Annotated in this window: 18 protein-coding genes; 7 read left to right on the forward strand and 11 right to left on the reverse strand. The window is 57.9% G+C overall.

Going from position 1 to position 21,735, the window contains the following annotated elements:
• The first annotated feature begins 66 nt into the window (after window positions 1–66).
• Window positions 67–903, forward strand: coding sequence for an S-formylglutathione hydrolase (fghA, locus tag FHN83_RS03650; RefSeq protein WP_139563254.1), 837 nt, complete (start codon window positions 67–69; stop codon window positions 901–903).
• Between the two features lie 101 nt (window positions 904–1,004).
• Here the strand turns inward: fghA and cirA are convergent, their stop codons facing one another.
• From cirA to yieE, 3 genes are all read right to left on the reverse strand, one after another.
• Window positions 1,005–2,975 (reverse strand): catecholate siderophore receptor CirA, encoded by a 1,971-nt coding sequence (gene cirA, locus FHN83_RS03655; protein WP_139563255.1) that lies wholly within the window; start codon window positions 2,973–2,975, stop codon window positions 1,005–1,007.
• A gap of 213 nt (window positions 2,976–3,188) precedes the next feature.
• Window positions 3,189–4,658, reverse strand: a complete 1,470-nt coding sequence (locus tag FHN83_RS03660) for an amino acid permease (protein ID WP_039031054.1) — start codon at window positions 4,656–4,658, stop codon at window positions 3,189–3,191.
• Between the two features lie 177 nt (window positions 4,659–4,835).
• On the reverse strand, window positions 4,836–5,705 hold the full coding sequence (gene yieE / locus FHN83_RS03665) for a DNA-binding transcriptional regulator YeiE (RefSeq protein WP_139563256.1): 870 nt from the start codon (window positions 5,703–5,705) through the stop codon (window positions 4,836–4,838).
• A 123-nt stretch (window positions 5,706–5,828) separates the two neighbouring features.
• On the opposite strand from yieE, the gene FHN83_RS03670 reads away from it, so the two are divergent.
• The 3 genes from FHN83_RS03670 (at window position 5,829) to FHN83_RS03680 (ending at window position 8,877) form a co-directional block, all read left to right on the forward strand.
• Entirely contained in the window at window positions 5,829–6,875 is a 1,047-nt protein-coding gene (locus tag FHN83_RS03670) for a YeiH family protein (RefSeq protein WP_039031052.1), read from the forward strand.
• A 65-nt stretch (window positions 6,876–6,940) separates the two neighbouring features.
• Window positions 6,941–7,798, forward strand: coding sequence for a deoxyribonuclease IV (gene nfo, locus FHN83_RS03675; protein WP_139563257.1), 858 nt, complete (start codon window positions 6,941–6,943; stop codon window positions 7,796–7,798).
• Window positions 7,799–7,800: 2 nt separating this feature from the next.
• Complete coding sequence (locus FHN83_RS03680) at window positions 7,801–8,877, forward strand: sugar kinase (RefSeq protein ID WP_139565413.1); 1,077 nt, start codon at window positions 7,801–7,803, stop codon at window positions 8,875–8,877.
• Window positions 8,878–8,910: 33 nt separating this feature from the next.
• Here FHN83_RS03680 and FHN83_RS03685 read toward each other — a convergent pair whose 3' ends face one another.
• The 6 genes from FHN83_RS03685 to fruB all read right to left on the reverse strand — a co-directional run bounded on the left by FHN83_RS03685 (window position 8,911) and on the right by fruB (window position 16,175).
• Window positions 8,911–10,164: a NupC/NupG family nucleoside CNT transporter gene (locus tag FHN83_RS03685; RefSeq protein WP_139563258.1), complete on the reverse strand. Its 1,254-nt coding sequence runs from the start codon at window positions 10,162–10,164 to the stop codon at window positions 8,911–8,913.
• 89 nt (window positions 10,165–10,253) lie between these two features.
• Window positions 10,254–11,189, reverse strand: a complete 936-nt coding sequence (locus tag FHN83_RS03690; protein ID WP_139563259.1) for a pseudouridine-5'-phosphate glycosidase — start codon at window positions 11,187–11,189, stop codon at window positions 10,254–10,256.
• Window positions 11,182–12,117, reverse strand: coding sequence for a pseudouridine kinase (locus tag FHN83_RS03695; RefSeq protein WP_139563260.1), 936 nt, complete (start codon window positions 12,115–12,117; stop codon window positions 11,182–11,184). The genes FHN83_RS03690 and FHN83_RS03695 overlap by 8 nt, the downstream gene beginning before the upstream one ends.
• Window positions 12,118–12,395: 278 nt before the next feature.
• Window positions 12,396–14,090, reverse strand: coding sequence for a PTS fructose transporter subunit IIBC (gene fruA / locus FHN83_RS03700; RefSeq protein ID WP_138369906.1), 1,695 nt, complete (start codon window positions 14,088–14,090; stop codon window positions 12,396–12,398).
• Window positions 14,091–14,106: 16 nt separating this feature from the next.
• Window positions 14,107–15,045, reverse strand: coding sequence for a 1-phosphofructokinase (gene fruK / locus FHN83_RS03705; protein WP_039031046.1), 939 nt, complete (start codon window positions 15,043–15,045; stop codon window positions 14,107–14,109).
• Window positions 15,045–16,175, reverse strand: coding sequence for a fused PTS fructose transporter subunit IIA/HPr protein (gene fruB, locus FHN83_RS03710; RefSeq protein ID WP_138369905.1), 1,131 nt, complete (start codon window positions 16,173–16,175; stop codon window positions 15,045–15,047). The genes fruK and fruB overlap by 1 nt, the downstream gene beginning before the upstream one ends.
• A gap of 347 nt (window positions 16,176–16,522) precedes the next feature.
• Between fruB and setB the strand changes: the two genes are divergently transcribed.
• Complete coding sequence (setB, locus tag FHN83_RS03715) at window positions 16,523–17,704, forward strand: sugar efflux transporter SetB (RefSeq protein ID WP_039031044.1); 1,182 nt, start codon at window positions 16,523–16,525, stop codon at window positions 17,702–17,704.
• Here setB and FHN83_RS03720 read toward each other — a convergent pair.
• Window positions 17,701–17,955, reverse strand: coding sequence for a YkgJ family cysteine cluster protein (locus tag FHN83_RS03720; protein ID WP_139565414.1), 255 nt, complete (start codon window positions 17,953–17,955; stop codon window positions 17,701–17,703). The genes setB and FHN83_RS03720 overlap by 4 nt on opposite strands.
• Before the next feature lie 162 nt (window positions 17,956–18,117).
• Between FHN83_RS03720 and yeiP the strand changes: the two genes are divergently transcribed.
• Window positions 18,118–18,690: an elongation factor P-like protein YeiP gene (yeiP, locus tag FHN83_RS03725; protein WP_008500940.1), complete on the forward strand. Its 573-nt coding sequence runs from the start codon at window positions 18,118–18,120 to the stop codon at window positions 18,688–18,690.
• Window positions 18,691–18,814: 124 nt separating this feature from the next.
• Here yeiP and uxuA read toward each other — a convergent pair whose 3' ends face one another.
• Window positions 18,815–20,005 (reverse strand): mannonate dehydratase, encoded by a 1,191-nt coding sequence (gene uxuA, locus FHN83_RS03730; RefSeq protein ID WP_039031042.1) that lies wholly within the window; start codon window positions 20,003–20,005, stop codon window positions 18,815–18,817.
• A 205-nt stretch (window positions 20,006–20,210) separates the two neighbouring features.
• Between uxuA and FHN83_RS03735 the strand changes: the two genes are divergently transcribed.
• A complete protein-coding gene (locus tag FHN83_RS03735; RefSeq protein ID WP_139563261.1) occupies window positions 20,211–21,677 on the forward strand; it encodes a mannitol dehydrogenase family protein in 1,467 nt (488 codons plus the stop codon).
• Window positions 21,678–21,735 lie beyond the last annotated feature (58 nt).

The raw sequence follows: 21,735 nt of genomic DNA on the forward strand, positions 1-21,735 counted from the left end.
ACACGTAACTGAATTATCTGTATTATGGCTTTCATACCCAATATCCTCTTCCTTAAGGAGCCCTGCATGGAACTGCTCGAAGAGCACCACTGTTTTGAAGGCCGACAGCAGCGCTGGCGTCATGACTCCAGGGTGCTGAACTGCGCGATGACGTTCAGCATTTTTCTTCCTCCGGTGAGCGGCAACGCAAAACCACCGGTGCTGTACTGGCTCTCCGGCCTGACCTGCAATGACGAAAATTTCACCACCAAAGCGGGTGCCCAGCGCGTGGCGGCGGAACTGGGGATCGCCCTGGTGATGCCGGACACCAGCCCGCGCGGTGACGACGTGGCGGACGATGCCGGATACGACCTCGGTAAAGGTGCCGGTTTCTACCTGAACGCCACCCAGGCGCCGTGGGCGCAGCATTACCGCATGTACGATTACCTGCGCGACGAGCTGCCGGCGCTGATTCAGGCGGAGTTTGCGGTATCGGATCGCAGTGCGATCAGCGGTCATTCGATGGGCGGTCACGGTGCGCTGGTGATGGCGCTCATAAACCCGGGTAAATATGTCAGCGTGTCGGCCTTTGCGCCGATCGTCAACCCGACCCAGGTGCCCTGGGGACAGAAAGCGTTCACGGCTTATCTGGGTGAAGATTCGGCGACCTGGCAGGCGTGGGACAGCTGCGCATTGATGCTGGCAAGCCAGCCGGAACAGGCGATCCCGACGCTTATCGATCAGGGTGATGCCGATCAGTTCCTCGCGACCCAGTTACAACCGGCAGTGCTGGCAGAAGCCGCGCGCCAGAAGGACTGGCCGCTGACGCTTCGCATCCAGCCGGGGTACGATCACAGCTATTATTTCATTGCGTCCTTTATTGAAGATCATCTGCGCTTCCATGCGCAGCAGTTGTTGAAGTAAGTGCCCGCCTCCTGCCCGGTGGCGCTACGCTTACCGGGCCTACAAAAGACCGCACCAGCCCGTAGGCCGGGCAAGCGCAGCGCCGCCCGGCGTTTCCATCATCAGAACTGGTAATCCACCGCCATAAAGTAACGACGTCCTTCTTCGGTGTAGCTGTAGTCGTCGCGGCTGAGATCTTTATCCAGCAGGTTCATGACGCCCGCACGCAGCTTAACGTTTTTGGTTGCCTGCCATGCGCCACCGGTGTTCCACACCACGTAACCGCCCGGTGTTGCTGCGCCGTCGGTCAGGGCGCGTTTCTCGCCGGTATAGTTCCCCTGCACGTAGAAGGACCATGCCTGCGTTGCCTGCCAGTCAAGGGTTCCGTTCGCGGTATGGAACGGCAGCTCGGAGAGCGGCTTGTTCTCGCCATTGCTGATATCACGCCCGTCGTTATAGGTGTAATTCAGCGTCATGCGCCAGTCTTCGGCAATCGGGAACTTCACCTCCGTCTCCACCCCGCGGATACGCGCTTTGTTGACGTTGTAATAGCGGAAAATCGGCTCACCGTCGGCATTCAGCCCGACATAGTTCGGGTAGCCCTGGGCCTGGTTGACGTTGGCGGTACGGCTGATACTGATCCGGTCATCCACGTCGTTCTGGAAGGTGGTGATGCTGGCCTGAACGCCTTCTAACCATCCTTCTTCGCCGCTGTAGTAGAGACCCAGCTCGACGCTTTCGCTGGTTTCCGGTTTCAGATCCGGGCTACCGACGATTTCACAGGCACCACGGCAGGAGCCGGTGGTCCAGTCCGGACTCAATTGCAGCAGGGATGGCGCTTTAAATGCCGTTGCCCAGCCGCCCTTCACCGTGACGGTATCGGTGGCGTTATAGACCAGATAAGCACGCGGGCTCCAGTGGTCGCCGTAGGTTTCGTGGTCATCCATACGCACGCCGGTGGTCAACGCCAGCGGCTCGAAGATCCGCCATTCGTCTTCCAGGAACAGCGCATACTGGCTGGCCGAGGTATTGCTGCTGGAGCCGCCGGTCAGGTTTACCGGATCCTTCAGCTTGTCGTGACGCCATTCGCCACCGAAGGTCAGGAGCTGGTTGATCTCGCCCAGCGGCAGGACATATTTGCCGTCAATGGAGTTGCTTTCGGACGTAATCGGGTTAGCGTTGCCCGGGTTCTTGTTATCCACTTTCTCGCCGTAGAATTTCAGTTCGCTGTTGCCCACGCCCCAGCGGCCATTATGGCTCAGGGAGTAGTTCTGGCGCTCCAGGCGGTTTTTGTCCAGCGAGTCGGAATCTCGATCCTGACGGTCGAAACCATACCCGGCGGTGAAATCGTGGTTTTCGTTCGGGGTCCAGGCAAACTCGACGTTGGCATCGCGACTGGTAAAGCCTTCGATACGTGGGGTTTCGCCGGTGGTGCTGGTAGAGGAGCTCTGCGGATCGTCTTTATCACGCTGGGATACGCTGCCGAAGGCTTTCAGGCCCAGGACGCCATCCACCAGCGGACCGCTGGTATAGAACTGGCCGCCGTAGGTGTCACCGCGATCGCGATGTTCCTGAATGGTGGTATCGGCGGTGAGGGTGCCGGTCCATTTCTGGCCAATTTTTTTGGTGATGATGTTAACCACGCCGCCCAGAGCATCGGAGCCGTACAGGGAGGACATTGGCCCGCGCACCACTTCGATGCGTTCGATGGCATCGACCGGAACCCAGTTAAGGTCGAAATCGTTATGGCGGAAAACGGCGTTGCGCGAGTTGACGCGTTTACCGTCAACGAGGATCAGCGTGTAACTGCTGTCCAGCCCGCGAATACTGACGCCCTTACGGTTGTCCCCTTCGTTAGTTAACTGCACGCCCGGCACGTCCTGTAACACATCTTTCAGGTTCTGCACTGGCTTACGCTGCAGATCCTGCTGGGTGATGACGCTGATACTGGCGGGGGCATCCTTCAGGTTTTGCTCGTTGGCCGAGGCGGTCACGACCATAGTGTCGCCAGATTCCGCCGCAACAACCGGCAGCGCCAGGGAAAGAGCAGACGCGCACAGCCCTCCCCGAACGAAGGGATTCAACCTAAACATTCCATTTCTCCATGAGGTAAACACAGCAAAATCAAATATGTACTGTTCACATTGCATATTTTTATTAATATGCTAATGATAAAGCAAACGATAACCATTATCAATTCAATTGTTAAAAGTTATGTCAAGACTGCATAATGTGGAGAACGGGCTGAACAGAAAACGACATAAAAAAACCCGCTCGACGGAGCGGGTTAAAGAGAGGCGTTGCGATTATTTTTTGAAGCTATTCGGGAAATCCATATCCTTATAGCTTACAAACTTCGTCCCTTTCGCCAGCTTGTAACCAAACCAGATAATCAGGAACAGCGGGATGCCGATATAGGTGGCAGCCACGCTGCCCCAGTCGATGGTGTCGGCCAGGAAGGCTTCGTAGTTCTGACCAAGAGTAATGATCAGACACAGCACAAAGGCGAAGATCGGACCCAGCGGGAAGAACCCGGAGCGGTACGGCAGGTTGTTAATATCGTAACCCTGCTTCACATAGCCGCGACGGAAACGGTAATGGCTGATGGCAATACCCAGCCAGGCGATGAAGCCTGTCATCCCGGAGGTGTTCAGCAGCCACAGATAGACCGTCTGGTTGCCGAACATCGAGGTCAGGAAGCACAGGCAGGCAATCACGGTGGTGGCATAGAGCGCGTTACGCGGCACGCCGCCACGGGACAGCTTAGAGAAGATGCGCGGCGCTTTGCCGTCACAGGCCAGGGAGTAGAGCATACGGGTAGAGGCATACATCCCGGAGTTACCCGCCGACAGTACCGCCGTCAGGATCACCGCATTCATCACCGCCGCCGCAGAGAGCAGACCGGCATGCTGGAAGACCAGCGTGAACGGGCTGACGCTGATGTCTTTCACATCGTTACGCAGCAGGCTCGGATCGGTATACGGAATGATCAGGCTGATAATCAGGATCGCAAACACATAGAACAGCAGGATACGCCAGAACACCTGCCGCACCGCGCGCGGAATGTTCTTCTCCGGGTTTTCGGATTCGCCTGCGGCAATACCGATAAGCTCGGTTCCCTGGAAGGAGAAGCCGACAATCATCGCCACGCCGATCATCGCCGAGAAGCCCCCGGCAAACGGCGCATCGCCAATGGTCCAGTTGCTCCACCCAGCCGGTTCGGTGCCTTTGAAGATGCCAACGATCATCGCGATGCCCACGATGATAAAGATGATTACCGTCGCCACTTTGATCAGCGAGAACCAGTATTCCGCTTCACCGAAGCCACGCACGGAGATGTAGTTCAGCAGGAAGATCACCGCGAGGAAGACCGCGCTCCAGATCCAGCCCGGCGTATCCGGGAACCACCAGGTCATCACCAGCTGTGCGGCGACGAGGTCCACGGCGATGGTCACCGCCCAGTTGTACCAGTAGTTCCAGCCCAGCGCGAAGCCGAAGCCTTCTTCTACATATTTCTGGCCGTAGGTAGAGAAAGAACCGGATACCGGCATGTACGCCGCCAGTTCGCCCAGGCTGGTCATCAGGAAGTAAACCATCAAACCGATCAGAATATAGGAAAAGAGCGCGCCGCCAGGACCCGCTGCAGAAATGGTCGCACCAGAGGCGACAAAGAGGCCTGTACCGATGGAGCCGCCAATGGCGATCATCGTCAGGTGACGCGCCTTGAGTTCGCGACGTAGCGCGGGCGCTTCTGTGGTTTTAGTTTCGGAAACCATGTGAAAATGCTGTCCATTCAAAAAATGAGGCGCGATTGTAGCAGACGATCGCCAGCTCTTCCGGCACAAATGCCCTGTTATAAGAGAGCTTCATGACCGGTCCAGGATTATAAGTAAAGCAGAGAATAGTATTGGTGCGAGGAATAGATCCCGGCGGGCAAAAACCGCCGGGCGGGCTTACATTTCGCAGTAACGCAGGAAACGTTGCAGGGAGTTAGAGAGGTGTTTCTGGCGGTGGTGGATGCGCCACAGGGTGCGCACCAGCTTGTTCGGCAGCGGAAGGGGGATCTCCACCAGCGTACCGCTCTCCAGCTGTTCGGCAATCACCCGGCGCGACAGGCAGCTGATGCCGAGGCCGTGACGCACCGCGTGTTTGATGGCCTCGGAGTTACCCAGCTCCATGCCCATATGAAACTGCGGCAGATGCGAAAGCAGCAGATAATCGACGATCTCGCGCGTGCCCGACCCCTGCTCGCGTAAAATCCACGGCGCCTGCGCCAGCCGCTCCAGCGTCACCTCCTGCTGTAATAAAGAAGAGGCGGGCGAGGCAAAGACCACCAGCTCATCCTCCAGCCAGGGCTCCGCAATGATGTCGGCGTTGTGGCATGGCCCTTCGATAAGGCCGATATCCACCCGAAAATCGATCACCGCGTTGATCACATCCTGGCTGTTGCCGACGCTCATCTCCAGCGGCAGACTCGGGAAATCCCGGCGGTAGCGGGCAATCACCTCAGGCAGGATATAGTTGCCGATGGTGCTGCTGGCGTAGACGCGAATGGCGCCGTTATCCTCGCGAAAAAGCTGTTCGATTTCGACGGTCTGCTCCAGCAGCGCCAGCGCGCGCGGGTAGAGCAGCCGCCCGTGCTCGTTCACCACCAGCCGCTTCCCTACCCTGTCAAAAAGCTGAACCCCCAGTTGGCCTTCGAGATCGGTCAGCGCGGCGCTGACCGCAGACTGGGAGAGCGCCAGCATCTGGGAAGCCTGGGTCGTGGACCCGCTTTTCAGCACTTCGGCGAAAACTTCAAGCTGGCGTAACGTAATGTGCATAGTGATCATCCACCAGGGTAAGCACCTTGCTTACCACTTATAAAGCTTAATTATAAATATATAATCAATTTTATTTTTAAGCCAGAGCGCCGTAACCTTTTAGCCAGAGAAAAGGAGAAGGTTATGACAACACTCACCCTACAGCATCATCGTACAGTGTGGCACTACATCCCGGGCCTTGCCCTCAGCGCGCTGGTCACCGGCGTGGCCCTTTGGGGCGGCAGTATTCCGGCGGTGGCGGGGGCGGGATTCAGCGCCCTGACCCTGGCTATCCTGCTGGGGATGGTGGTCGGGAATACGGTCTACCCGCAGATTTACAAGCCCTGCGACGGCGGGGTGATCTTCGCCAAACAGCATCTGCTGCGCCTCGGGATCATCCTGTACGGCTTTCGCCTCACCTTCGCGCAGATTGCCGACGTCGGGGTCAGCGGGATCGCCATTGACGTACTAACCCTGACCAGCACTTTCCTGTTGGCCTGCTTTATCGGCCAGAAGGTGTTCGGCCTCGACAAACAGACCAGTTGGCTGATTGGCGCGGGCAGCAGCATTTGCGGCGCGGCGGCGGTACTGGCGACGGAGCCGGTGGTGAAGGCCGAGTCCAGCAAGGTGACGGTTGCCGTGGCGACGGTGGTGATCTTCGGTACCCTGGCGATCTTCCTTTATCCGGCCATGTATCCGCTGGTGGCGCACTGGTTCAGCCCGGAAACCTACGGCATTTATATCGGCTCGACGATGCACGAAGTGGCCCAGGTGGTAGCGGCCGGTCACGCCATCAGCCCGGATGCGGAGAACGCGGCGGTGATCGCTAAAATGCTGCGCGTGATGATGCTGGCGCCGTTCCTGCTGATCCTCGCGGCACGGGTGAAACAGCTTGCACCGGCGGGGAACGGGGAGAAGAGCAAAATCACCATTCCGTGGTTTGCGATCCTGTTTATCGTGGTAGCCATCTTCAACTCGTTCCATCTGCTGCCAAAAGCCGTCGTGGATATGCTGGTAACGCTGGATACGGTGCTGCTGGCGATGGCGATGGCCGCACTGGGCTTAACCACCCACGTCAGCGCCCTGAAAAAGGCCGGGGCGAAACCGCTGCTGATGGCGCTGCTGCTCTTCGTCTGGCTGATTGTCGGCGGGGGCGCCATTAACCTGGTGGTTCACAGCCTGATGGCATAAACCGCTGTAGCCTTATCCTGTTAACCCGCTATCATAAGCGTTTGCGGGTTAACAGGAGTCCCTTTATGAAATATGTTGGAGCGCACGTCAGCGCTGCCGGCGGTCTGGCAAATGCCGCCATTCGCGCCGCCGAAATCGAGGCGACCGCTTTCGCCCTGTTCACCAAAAATCAACGCCAGTGGCGCGCCGCGCCGTTAACCACCCAGGTGATTGATGAGTTCAAAGCGGCCTGCGAAAAATATCGCTTCACTCCCGGTCAGATCCTGCCTCACGACAGCTACCTGATTAATCTCGGCCATCCGGTTCAGGAGGCGCTGGACAAATCCCGCGACGCTTTCCTGGATGAGATGCAGCGCTGCGAGCAGCTCGGCCTGACGCTGCTGAACTTCCACCCCGGTAGCCATCTTTCTCAAATTGATGAAGATGCGTGCCTGGCGCGGATCGCCGAGTCGATTAACATCGTCCTGGCGCAGACCGAAGGGGTCACGGCGGTGATCGAAAACACGGCGGGCCAGGGCAGCAACCTCGGGTTCCGCTTTGAACATCTGGCGGCCATCATCGACGGCGTGGAAGATAAAACCCGCGTCGGCGTCTGCATTGATACCTGTCACGCCTTTGCCGCCGGGTACGACCTGCGCAGCACGGAAGAGTGTGCAAAAACCTTCGCCGAATTTGAACGCATCGTCGGCTTTAAGTACCTGCGCGGTATGCACCTTAACGACGCGAAAAGCGCCTTCGGCAGCCGCGTTGACCGTCACCACAGCCTGGGCGAAGGTAACATCGGCCATGACGCGTTCCGCTTTATCATGCAGGACCCGCGATTCGACGGTATCCCGATGGTGCTGGAAACGATCAACCCGGATATCTGGGCCGAAGAGATCGCCTGGCTGAAAGCGCAACAGCATGCCGAGGCCACCGCATAATGATGAACGAAAGGGAAAAGCAGATCCTGAAGATCCTGCGGCGTAACCCTCTTATTCAACAGCATGAGATCGCCCAGATCCTCGATATCAGCCGCTCCCGCGTCGCCGCGCACATTATGGATTTAATGCGTAAAGGGGCGATCAAGGGCAAAGGCTATATCCTGACCGAACAGGATTACTGCGTGGCGCTGGGTGCCATCAATATGGATATTCGCGGGGTGGCGGACATTCGCTTCCCGGAACCCTCTTCCCATCCGGGGGCCATTCAGTGTGCGGCGGGCGGCGTGGCGCGTAACATTGCCCATAATCTGGCGCTGCTCGGGCGTGAGGTGCACCTGATCTCTGCCGTCGGCAGCGATTTTTATGGCGAAACCCTGCTGGAACAGACCCGTCAGGCGGGCGTTAACGTCCAGAGCACCATCCGCCTGCACGGACAGAGCACGGCGACCTATCTGTCGATTGCGAATCCGCAGGACGACACCGTTTTAGCGATCAACGATACCCATATCCTGCAGGGGCTGACGCCGCAGCTGCTGAACCAGTCCCGCGAGCTGCTGGCCCATGCGGGTGTGGTGCTGGCGGATTGCAACCTCACCGCAGAATCGCTGGAGTGGGTCTTTACCCTCGCCGGGGATGTGCCGGTGTTTGTCGACACGGTATCAGAATTCAAAGCCGGGAGAGTCAAACCCTGGCTGTCACGTATCCATACCCTGAAGCCAACCCTGAAGGAGCTGCAGATTCTGGCGGAGTGCGACGATCGTCAGGCCGCGCTCAACGCCCTGCATGAGAAAGGGGTGCAGCGGATTGTAGTGTGTCTGGAAGATGATTCGGTGCTGTGCAGCGAGCAAGGCGCGGAGCCGTTCCTGCTGACGCCGCCAGCCCACCCGGTAGTCGACTGCTTTGGTGCTGATGACGCCTTTATGGCGGGACTGATCTATGGCTTCCTCGACGGGAGCGATTTTGCGGACAGCGCCCGGTTTGCCGTTGCCTGCGCGGCGCTCTCCCGGGCCAGCGAAAGCATCAACAACCCGACGCTGTCGGTGGATAACACCCTGTCGCTGCTGGACAGCCAGCCGTAAACAGGCCGGGTAGATCCCCTACCCGGCCTGCGCCTAGCCCGCTAAACCAATAAAGAAGCCCGCGATGGTGGCGCTCATCAGGTTGGAGAGGGTTGCCGCCACCAGCGCCCGGACGCCAAGCTGGGCAATCTCCGGCGCGCGCTGAGGCGATACCGCAGAAAACGCCCCTACCACCACGCCAATCGAGCCGAAGTTAGCAAAACCGCACAGCGCAAAAGAGATGATGGCGATGGTTTTCACGTCCAGCTGCCCGGCGGTTTGCAGATAGGGCGAGAAGTTGAGATAGGCGACGAACTCGTTAATCGCCAGCTTCTGGCCAATCAGGCTGCCTGCCAGGGTAGCATCCTGCCACTCCACCCCCATGATCCACGCCAGCGGCGCCAGGGCGTAGCCAAACAGCCCTTCCAGGCTCAGGCTTTCAATGCCAAACCAGCCGCCGATGCCGCCCAGCATGCCGTTCAGCAGGGCGATGATCGCCACAAACGCCATCACCACCGTCGCCACCCCGGCGGCAATTTTTAACCCGGTCATCGCCCCGGTCGCCGCGGCTTCGATAATGCTTTTCGGCGGCGTATCGCTGAACGACAGGTTTTCAAAGGTGACCTGCGACTCTTCCGTCGCCGGGCTCAGCAGCCGGGCAAACAGGATGCCCCCGGGGATCGCCATCAGCGAGGCGGCGAGCAGATAATCAATCGGCACCCCCATCCCCGCATAGCCAATCAGCATTGACCCGGCAATCGACGCCATCCCGCTGCAGATGGCGGTAAACAGTTCGTTGCGGTTCAGCCTGTCGATGAAGGGTTTGACTATCGCCGGAATTTCGTTTTGCCCGAGGAAGATAGTGGTCACCGCCACGAAGGATTCAATTTTACTGATGCGCAGCGCTCTCTGGAAAATGCCGCCCAGAATACGGATCAGCAACCCCATCACGCCAATGTAGTAAAGCAGGCTGATCAGCGCGGTGACAAAGATAATGGCGGGCAGAACGCGGAACGCAAACACGAACCCGGCCCCGTCAAACAGGGTATCCATCTTCGGCCCGACCAGCGCGCCAAAGATAAAGGCGCTCCCGGCATCGCTGTAGGACATGACCTTACTGACCCCGATGGCGGCCTGTTCCACCAGCCATTTGCCGGGTGGGAAATAGAGCATGATGCCGCCGATCGCCACCTGCAATACGAATGCGGCGCCGACGGTGCGCAGGCTGATCCGGCGTTTGTTGACTGAAAGGAGGAAAGCTATTGCTAACAGTACCGCCATACCCAGCAGACTTCTCATTACGTCCATAATGATATCCTTACCTGAAAACCCGGCGACAGGCCGGGTATCCGTGATTCCACTGCGAAGACAGGCGACGGCAAACTGCCTGTGAAAGGTTACGCGAGGCGCTGGTACGACTTAGCGATATCGCAGGCCAGGCGGGCGTTGTTAAAGACCAGCTGAATATTGGATTTCAGGCTGTCGCCGCCGGTTAATTCCGCCACCCGGGCCAGCAGGAACGGGGTGCTGGCTTTGCCGGTCACGCCCTGCTCTTCCGCTTCCTTCACCGCCTGGTCGATAGCGGCGTTGATGGTCTCTTCCGGCATGGCAAACTGTTCCGGGATGGGGTTCGCCACCACCAGGCCGCCGTTGAGGCCGGTCTGCCATTTCACCGCCATTGCGCGGGCGATGGCCTCGGCGCTGTCGAGACGAATGCTGACCTCAAACGGGCTGGTGCGACAGAAGAAGGCAGGCAGGGACTGGGTCTGATAGCCGATTAACGGCACGCCATTGGTTTCGAGATATTCGGTGGTTAATCCGAGATCGAGAATAGATTTTGCCCCGGCGCACACCACGGCAACGTTGGTTTTCGCCAGCTCCTGCAAATCGGCGGAAATATCAAAAGTGTGTTCCGCCCCACGATGCACGCCGCCAATGCCGCCGGTGGCGAAGACCTTAATCCCGGCCATCGCGGCAATAATCATGGTTGAGGCCACCGTGGTGGCACCGTTTATTCCGGCTGCCACGACAAAAGGCAGATCCCGACGGCTGACTTTCGTTACGGCGTGACCTTCGCGGCCTAATAATTCAATCTCTTCTTTACTTAGCCCAACTTTCATTACGCCGTGAATAATAGCGATAGTGGCCGGAATAACGCCCTGCTGGCGGATCGCGTCTTCAACCTCCAGTGCCGTCTGGGCATTTTGTGGGAAAGGCATGCCGTGAGAAATAATGGTGGATTCAAGCGCCACAACCGGTTTGTTATTATTTAAGGCGTCCTGGACTTCAGGAGAAACTTGCAGGAACTCAGCAGACAATTTTAATTCAGACATGTTCTCTCTCCATTAATGCGTTAACATTTTCAGACGATAAATCAGGGTTATTGGTATAAATCGACGCCAGCGCCAGCGAAGAGCAGCCCTGGGCAAAACGAACGGAATGGGCGAAGGTGGCGCCTTCCAGCCAGCAGAATGCCAGCCCCGCCATCATGGCGTCGCCCGCGCCGGTCACGTTCACCAGCCGGGTTTTGAAGGGTGCTGACCAGCCGCTTTCTCCCCCTTTCTCACTGTAATAAACGCCGTCGCCACCCATGCTTAACACCAGCCGGAACAGGCCATGCTCGTGGAACCAGGCCGCGACTTTTGGCGCATCGGCGGCACAGCTCAGCGGGATGCCGCTCAGGGTTTCGGCTTCAATGCGGTTGGGTTTCAGGGTGTGGATATGGCCCAGCCAGTCGCGCACTTTGTTGCACTTCCAGGCGGAGACCGGGTCAACGAATACCGGCGCCTGGCCTGCGTTTTCAAAAATCCAGCCCAGCGCGGATTCACTGAGATTGCAGTCCACCACCACCGCTTTTGCTGCACGCAGAAAGGCCAGATGGTGGGCCAGATATTCCGGGTTAATGTAGTCAGAAATGGCCATGTCATTAATGGCCACCAGCATTTCGCCGGTGTTATCGAGTAACGATAAATAGCTGGAAGTGCCCTCACCCGCGATGACCTGGCATTTTTCTACCTGTACGCCGGCGGCCTGGGTTTGTGACAGCAGCGACTGACCGTAAAAATCATCGCCGACCGCGGAAAACAGCCAGACATGTTTCCCCAGCAACGCAAGGTTTTGCGCAATATTCCGGCCTACGCCGCCGGGGGTAAATTTTATTTTACCTGGGTTAGAGTCCGCATAATTCAGCGAGGCATGTGAATACCCCGCAACATCCATATTTGCAGAACCAATAACAACAATATAATCCTTTTCACGCATAGAACATCCTCTGGCACGCAGGCCATCGCAATGATAATTAAGCGAGGGAGTTACTTTAAATACTATTAGAGCATGTGTCTGTATGTGAACACATGTTCATAGTATGTGTAAGAAGGGGAAAGTAAATAGATCCAAAATGAGATCGTGAAATGTATATGAACAGAATCACAGTTTTTTGTAGATACACTTTTTCGCTCTACAAAAAACTGCGAACCGCTGCACGATTAAAGGCAAAAAAAAGGGCAGAGTTACCTCTGCCCTTTCTGAAGAACGTTAAATTATGCTGCTTTTGCTGCAACTACCTCAGCTTCCGGGCGCTTCAGCACCGCGTAAGAGAGACCTGCCACCAGAGTACCGGCGATAATCGCAAACAGGTAACCCAGCACCGGCGTGATTGCGCCAGGGATCAGCAGAACAAACAGACCGCCGTGCGGCGCCATCAGCTTCGCGCCAACCGCCATAGAGATGGCACCGGTCACGGCACCGCCGACGATACAGCACGGCAGAACACGCATCGGATCGCGGGCAGCGAACGGAATCGCCCCTTCGGTGATAAAGCACAGGCCGAGAACCAGCGCCGCTTTACCGCCTTCCTGCTGCGCCTTGTCGAACTTACGACGGGCAACGATAGTCGCCAGGCCCAGCGCCAGCGGTGGCACCATGCCCGCCGCCATAATCGCCGCCATTGGGGCATACGTCTGGGTACTCAGCAAGCCGACACCAAAGGCGTATGCCGCTTTGTTAACCGGGCCACCCATATCGGTACACATCATGGCACCGAGAATAGTTCCCAGCAGGACCGCGTTGGCAGTGCCCATGGTCTGCAGCCAGTGGGTCAGGCCTTCGAGAATGCCTGCAACCGGTTTGCCGATCAGGTAGATCATCGCCAGACCAACCACCAGGCTGGAGAACAGCGGAATAATCAGGATCGGTTTCAGCGCTTCCATGCTCTGCGGCAGTTTCAGCTTCGAGCTGATAAGTTTCGCCACGTAGCCTGCGAGGAAGCCCGCGATGATCCCGCCGATAAAGCCAGAGCCGGTGCTCACGGCGAGCATACCGCCGATAAGACCCGGGGTCAGACCCGGACGGTCAGCGATGGAGAACGCAATGTAACCCGCCAGTACCGGCACCATCAGCGCGAACGCCGAGCCGCCGCCAATCTGCATCAGCGCCGCCGCCAGGGTACCCGGCTCTTTAAAGGCCTCGATACCGAACGCGAAGGAGAGCGCGATACACAGACCGCCCGCTACCACCATCGGCAGCATGTAAGAAACGCCCGTCAGCAGGTGACGATAGGCTCCGGCAGACTCTTTCTTGCCTTCGGAAGCCGCAGCCGCGGTGTTGCCTGTAGGCTGGAAGAGTTTGGCTTCAGCCTGGGCTTTATCCAGCTCCTGCGCGGTTTTCTTCAGCGCCAGACCGGTTGAGGTGCGGTACATCGGCTTACCGGCAAACTTCGCCAGATCCACTTCGATATCTGCCGCCACGATAACCAGATCCGCAGCCGCCACCTCTTCCGGGGTGATGGCGTTGCCTGCGCCTACGGAACCGCGGGTTTCAACTTTCACCCACCAGCCGCGTTTTTTAGCTTCGGTTTCAATGGCTTCAGCCGCCATAAAGGTGTGCGCCACGCCGGTCGGACAGGCGGTGACCGCCACAACGCGCTTCGGCCCGCTGGCAGCAACAGGTTCAGCCGCTGCGACAGGCGCGGTATAGAGCGCTGCGTGGCCTTTCGCTTCGCTCAGGAACAGTTCCGGGTGAGCCACGGCGCGATTGATGTCGCCCAGCCACACTTTTTTGCCGTTCAGCGAGCTGTCGGCCGGAATTTTGTCGCCCAGCACGATAACCAGTTCGGCATCGCCCGGGTTGTCGATGAAATCAAGGTGTGCTTTATGTCCCGCCGAACCCAGCAGGGTCTTCGCCATGTAAGCGCGAGCCTGTCCGAGTGCAGAGTCAATAATCAGCAGCGTTTTCATTATGCCTCTCCTGCTGTCAGTTAAAGGGTTTCAAGTCAACGCGCGCCATCATCGCGGCCAACTGGGTACGATCGGTAATGCCGACATTGCTCTGGCTGACGGCCAGGGCAGCAACGGCGGTGGCAAGACGTAAAGTATGCTCGCTGGATTCACGCATCAGCAGGCCGTAGATCAGCCCGCCAACCATCGAATCGCCGGCACCGACGGTGCTGACCACTTCCATTGACGGCGGTTTTGCGATCCATTCGCCAGAGGCGTTAACCCACAGCGCCCCTTCGGCACCTAAGGAAATCACCACGTGCGCGATGCCCTGCTCACGCAGCGCGTGGGCGGCCTCAATCACGTCCTTTAATTCTGGCAGCTTACGGCCAGCCCAGATCTCAAGTTCGCGACGATTTGGTTTCACCAGCCACGGCGCGGCTTTCAGACCGGCCACCAGCGCATCGCGGCTGCTGTCAAAGATGATGCACGGGCACTGGCTGCGCAGGCGCGTCATCCAGTCGGTAAAGGCTTCCGGGCTGACGCCGGACGGCAGACTGCCGCTGACGCAGACCATGTCGAACTGGCCGAGCCAGGTCAGGGAGTCATTCACAAAACGCTCCCAGTCGGCCTGGGTGACTTCAAAACCGGAGAAGTTCAGGTCGGTGACTTCGCCATCTTTTTCGGTCATTTTCACGTTGATGCGGGTACGGCCCTGCACCACCTGAAAACGGTTGGCGATCCCCAGCTCGCTGAACAGCTGCTGGAAACCATCCTGGTTATCTTTGCCGAGGAAGCCGCCGACGGTGACGTCGATACCCAGATCCTTCAGCACTTTCGCAACGTTAATCCCTTTACCTGCTGCGTGCAGGCCAGTGGTACGCACGAGGTTAACTTCGCCGCGTTCAATTTCCGGGCAAAAGCCCACGAGATCGTAAGCCGGGTTCAGCGTAATAGTGGCAACACGTCTGCTCATTATGCGCCCTCCCCCAGACCAGCCGCGATGGCATCGCCAATCGCTTTCAGCGCCTGTTCAGCATCTGCACCCTGTGCGGTAAAGCGCAGGCGATGGCCTTTCTTCACGCCCAGCGCCACGACTTTCATCAGGCTGCGACCGTTGGCCGGTTTACCGCTGCCGTCGAGGTTGGTGACGGTAACGTCGCTGGAGAATTGCTTAATGGTGTTGACCAGCATGGTGCCCGGACGGGCGTGCAGGCCGTGCTCGTTACGCACCACAAACTCGGCGCTCAGCTGTTCATCGGTGTTCACGTCATCGCTGGTCAGCAGCGCCAGCAGGGTTGCAGCGTCTGCTTTCAGCAGCTGTTCAGCTTTTTTGTTCAGCAGCAGGTCGCCGAGGCGCTTCAGCACCTCTACCGGCTGTTCATCCGCCATGGCGACGGTAATCAGCATCGCCGCGGTTTCCCCGGCGGTATCGAATGCGGTGGCCGCACGGCTGACCGCGATGGCGCTGCGCAGGTTGCCTTCAGCACAGTCGTTCAGCCAGATGCCCTGGCCGAGGTTCAGCGGCTTGTCGTTAATGGCGTGCGCCACGAAAGCGGTATCCACCGCACCGGCTTCTTTCAGACGACCGGCGTTCAGCGCCTGCAGGGTCACCAGATCGGACGCGGCTACGTCCAGGGTCAGGGTCTCGTTATCCAGCTTCAGGGCTTCGCTCTGCTTTTCACCCATCAGCAGCGCGCGCAGCTCCTCTGCGGTGGTCGCGGATTTCAGCTGTTCAGCCACATTGTCATCGCTGAGAACGTGCGTCAGCTGACGCAGCAGGCCGAGGTGTTCATCGCTGCTGGCGGCAATCCCGATGGCGACATAGGCCACCTGGCCTTCGCCCCAGAGCACGCCCTGCGGGAACTGATAAACCTGAACGCCGGTTTTCAGCACCTGGTCGCGGGTATCGGTGGTGCCATGCGGAATGGCGATGCCATTGCCGAGGAAGGTTGAGGTCTGCAGCTCGCGCGCCAGCATGCCGTCAACGTAGCCGTCAGCCACATTGCCCGCCTGCACCAGCGCGGCAGCGATCTGCCGGATGGCCTCTTCTTTTGTACCGGCCTGTTCGCCCGGATGAATGTCCTGCACGGATAACTGGAACATGGTTCTCCACTCCTGCTGAATTTGAATCGATTCAGCTTAACTGTGAAAAAAGGCGCCAATCCGTTTGGGTTAGATAAACTAATTAGCGCTGAAACGTTTCAAGAAGTCTTGCGCTTTATGGGATAGCTTTCAAGTAAAGAGTCATTTAAGCGTGCAGAATTTAGAGTTACAGCACATTTTTGCTTCAGCCCCCTGCTGCCAGCCGCTCGGCTTCAGCAACTTCAGCAAGCGCAGCGGCAATCTGAAATGCCATTTTGATTTTTTGTGGGGTAATTGACGCGGACGGCTGTTTATTTTGTGACAAGCGGCGTAAAATCCGCGTCTCTTCATATCACTGATACAGAAACATGCACACCACTCCCGCGGCCGCCTCGCCAAAATCCTTTGATCTGACCTCATCGGCGTTTTTGATTGTTGCTTTCCTTACCGGCATTGCCGGCGCGCTACAGACGCCGACGCTGAGCCTGTTTCTCACCAACGAGGTGCATGCCCGTCCTGCCATGGTGGGTTTCTTCTTCACCGGCAGCGCCATTATCGGCATCCTGGTCAGCCAGTTTCTGGCCGGGCGTTCAGATAAGAAAGGCGATCGCAAATCCCTGATTGTTTTTTGCTGTCTGCTGGGGGTATTCGCCTGCCTGCTGTTCGCCTGGAACCGTAACTATTTTGTGCTGCTGTTTGTTGGCGTGTTTCTCAGCAGCTTTGGATCTACCGCCAACCCGCAACTGTTTGCCTTAGCCCGGGAGCATGCCGACCACACCGGCCGTGAGGCGGTAATGTTCAGCTCGATCCTGCGTGCCCAGGTGTCCCTGGCCTGGGTGGTGGGGCCGCCGCTGGCCTATGCGCTGGCGATGGGGTTTGGCTTCCCTACGATGTATCTCAGCGCCGCCGTGGCGTTTGTGGTCTGTGGCGCGATGGTGTGGTTTTTCCTGCCGACGATGCGCAAGGAGCCGAAGCTGGCCAGCAGCGTGCTGGAATCACCGCGCCGTAACCGTCGAGACGCCCTGCTGCTGTTTACCATCTGCACCTTAATGTGGGGCACTAACAGCCTGTACATCATCAACATGCCGCTGTTTATCATTAATGAGCTGCATTTGTCCGAGAAGCTGGCGGGGGTGATGATGGGAACCGCCGCCGGGCTGGAGATCCCAACGATGCTGATTGCAGGCTACTACGCCAGACGCTTTGGGAAACGCTTCCTGATGCGCCTTGCCGCCGTCGCCGGTTTGCTGTTTTACGTCGGGATGCTCACCGCACAAACGCCGGTAGTGCTGCTGGGCTTACAGCTGCTGAACGCTATCTATATTGGTATTCTCGCCGGGATCGGCATGCTCTATTTCCAGGATCTGATGCCGGGCCAGGCGGGTGCTGCTACCACGCTGTATACTAATACCACCCGCGTGGGCTGGATTATTGCGGGCTCTGTGGCCGGGATTGTGGCCGAGATCTGGAGTTATCACGCGGTATTCTGGATTGCGCTGGGGATGTGCGTTCTCACCACGATCTGCCTGAGCCGCATTAAGGATATTTAGGGCGCGGTGAGCACCTCGAGTTCCAGCAGCCAGGTCATGGCCTGCTGGCGCGTATCCTGGCACATCTCCCGCGAGGGCTGGAGTCCGGCGCACACTTTTGGGCGCAAAGGCGAGCCGAAGATTTTGCAGCGCTGCTGCGCGTCCAGCTGCACGCAAGGGGTATTGGCAGGCTTGCCGTTGGGCATCCCGGGAATGGGGCTGGTGATGGAGGGCGCGGTGCAGCATGCTCCACAGTCCGGACGGCAATCCATATACGTACTTTCCTGAAAGAAACCCTGGAGCACGGGCGTGGCGCGCACAGTAACACCTTTTGCGTATTGATAGCAAAAGCCGCGAAATCCGCTTGCCTGAAAAGCCGCGCGCGAGTACTTTGACGCGATATTTTTGACCTTCCCGTTAACAGGATTACTGCAATGCCAAGAGCGAACGAAATTAAGAAAGGTATGGTGCTGAATTACAACGGCAAACTGCTGATTGTGAAAGACATTGATATTCAGGCACCCAGCGCCCGTGGCGCAGCAACGCTGTACAAAATGCGTTTCGCCGATGTGCGTACCGGTCTGAAAGTTGAAGAGCGTTTCAAAGGCGACGATATCGTGGATACCGTTACCCTGACCCGTCGCTATGTCGACTTCTCCTACATTGACGGCAACGAGTACGTCTTTATGGACAAAGAAGACTACACGCCATACATCTTCACCAAAGATCAGATTGAAGAAGAGCTGCTGTTTATTCCTGAAGGCGGCATGCCGGACATGCAGGTCCTGACCTGGGATGGCGTTCTGCTGGCGCTGGAGCTGCCGCAGACCGTGGATCTGGAGATCGTGGAAACCGCACCAGGCATCAAAGGCGCATCAGCATCCGCGCGTAACAAACCTGCGACCCTGACCACCGGTCTGGTCGTGCAGGTGCCAGAGTACCTCTCCGCTGGCGAGAAAATCCGTATCCATATCGAAGAAAAACGCTATATGGGTCGTGCTGACTAAGTGCGGGCTGTTTTCCCGGTGGCGCTACGCTTACCGGGCCTACGAAAAACCGGCCAATGAGCCGGTTTTTTTATGGGTGCTTTTGTAGGCCGGGTAAGGCGAAGCCGCCACCCGGCAATACCGCTTAAAGAAGTTCCGGATATTTGGTCATCTTCAGCGCCAGTTCCACGCCGCGCACTTCCGCCATCCCTTTCAGACGGCCAATCGCCGAATAGCCTGGGTTGGTTTTCTTACGCAGATCGTCCAGCATCTGGTGTCCGTGATCCGGACGGAACGGGATAGGACGCAGATCGCCCGCCTGCTTACGGCGCTTCTCTTCGCCCAGAATCGCATCAACCACCGCGACCATGTTCACGTCACCGTTAAGGTGCGCCGCTTCGTGGAAGGTCTTCGGATTCTCTTCCCGGCAGGTTGCCCGCAGGTGGGTAAAGTGGATACGGTCGCCGAAGGTTTCAATCATCTTCACCAGATCGTTATCAGCGCGCACGCCGTAAGAGCCGGTACACATGGTGAAGCCGTTGTTGATGCTGTCGACCGTCTCTTTCAGCCACTGCATATCTTCAATGGTAGAGACAATGCGCGGCAGACCGAGGATAGGACGCGGTGGATCGTCCGGGTGAACCGCCAGACGCACGCCCGCCTCTTCCGCCACCGGTACAATCGCGCGCAGGAAGACGGCCATGTTCTCACGCAGCTGGTTTTTGTCGATGTTGCCATACTCTGCCAGGCGCGCGCGGAACTGATCAAGGGTATAACCCTCTTCCGCACCCGGCAGACCGGCGATGATGTTGCGGGTTAATTTTTCGATATCCCCTTCGCTTGCGGCCTCGAACCATGCCTTCGCCTGCTGCTGCTCTTCTGCGGTGTAATCTGCCGCCGCGCCGTCGCGCTTCAGGATATGCAGTTCGAACGCGGCAAAGGCGATCTGGTCAAAACGCAGCGCCTTTGAGCCGTCCGGCAAAGTATATTCGAGGTCGGTACGCGTCCAGTCGAGGATCGGCATAAAGTTGTAGCAGACGGTGTCAATGCCGCAGGCCGCGAGATTGCGGATGCTCTGCTGGTAGTTGGCAATCCAGGTCTGATAGTCGCCGGAGTGGGTTTTGATCTCTTCATGTACCGGAATGCTCTCGACGACCGACCAGGTGAGCCCTTTCTCGGCCAGCAGCGCCTGACGCGCTTTGATCTCCTCTACCGGCCACACCTGGCCGTTAGGAATATGGTGCAGCGCCGTGACAACGCCCGTCGCGCCAGCCTGACGCACATCATCAAGAGAAACAGGATCTTTCGGCCCGTACCAACGCCAGGTTTGTTCCATTGATTCACCCTCTAAAGTTGTTATACCAATATTTCGACATGTGATGACGACTACCATACATGCATGCTGCAACAGGTCAATACGCCTCGCTATATTGATTGATCCATCTCACAGTTCCCGGATATTTACGGCTCACCAATTCAGTTTGTTGTCATATAACTTTACACTGGGCTTGTTAATTAATGGTTAATCAGGTGTTTATTTCATGAAGACAATTGCCTCCACCGCGCTACCTGCCCACGTGTTACAGCCGCAGTACGATCGCCAGACGTTACGCTCCCGTATCGTGCATTTCGGCTTTGGCGCCTTCCATCGCGCCCATCAGGCGCTCCTGACCGATCGGGTGCTTAACGCCAGAGGCGGCGACTGGGGGATATGTGAGATTAGCCTGTTTAGCGGCGATACGCTGATGAGCCAGCTGCGCGCGCAGGATCATCTGTTTACGGTGCTGGAAAAAGGTGCCGACGGTAATCAGCCGATTATCGTGGGGGCGGTGCATGAATGCCTGAACGCTAAGCTCGATTCGCTGGCAGCCATTATTGAGAAGTTTTGCGAGCCACAGGTGGCGATTGTCTCCCTGACCATTACCGAAAAGGGCTACTGCATCGATCCGGCCACCGGCAAGCTGGATACCCGTAATGAACGCATCATTCACGATCTGGAGTATCCCGATGCGCCGCACTCGGCGCCGGGGATCCTGGTTGAGGCCCTGCATCGCCGTCGCGAGCGCGGCCTGCCGCCGTTCAGCGTGCTCTCCTGCGATAACATTCCCGATAACGGCCATGTGGTAAAAAATGCGGTGCTGGGGATGGCCCACAAGCGCTCGCCGGAGCTGGCAGAGTGGATTGCCGCTAACGTCAGCTTTCCGGGCACCATGGTGGACAGGATTGTGCCTGCCGCCACCGATGAATCCCTGGCGGAAATCGCCCGCGAAGTGGGCGTCGAGGATCCGTGCGCTATCAGCAGCGAACCGTTTATTCAGTGGGTTATCGAGGATAACTTTGTCGCCGGGCGTCCGGAGTGGGAAGTGGCCGGCGTGCAGATGGTGCAGGACGTATTGCCGTGGGAGCAGATGAAGCTGCGTATGCTCAATGGGAGTCACTCTTTCCTGGCGTATCTCGGCTATCTGGCCGGTTTCGCCCACATTAACGACTGCATGGCCGATAGCGCGCTGCGTGACGCCGCCCGTCGCCTGATGCTTAACGAACAGGCGCCGACCCTGCGTATTACGGGTGTGGACCTTATCGCCTATGCCGACAGCCTGATTGACCGCTTCGCCAACCCGGCGCTGCAGCACCGTACCTGGCAGATTGCGATGGACGGCAGCCAGAAGCTGCCGCAGCGTATGCTGGAGGGTATTCGCCACCATCTTCAGCGCGGCACCGCCTGGCCACTGCTGGCGCTCGGCGTCGCGGGCTGGATGCGCTACGTCAGCGGCGTGGATGACGCGGGAAATGCCATTGATGTGCGCGATCCGCTGAGGGATAAAATTCGCGCCATCGTCGAGACCAGCAGCGAGGAGGAGCGCGTCACTGCCCTGCTGGCTCTGAATGAAATTTTTGGCAACGACCTGCCGCAGGATCCGCAGTTCGTGGAGGCCGTTACCGGGGCCTGGCAGCGTATCCTCCAGTCGGGCGCACGTCAGGCGATTATCGATACCCTCGCGGTTTAACCTTTTTTGCGCTTAAGGCGAGCGGGGAACTCCCCGTTCGCCCTTCCCCTTCCCAATT

The organism is Leclercia adecarboxylata (assembly GCF_006171285.1).
Lineage (GTDB): Bacteria > Pseudomonadota > Gammaproteobacteria > Enterobacterales > Enterobacteriaceae > Enterobacter > Enterobacter barmai.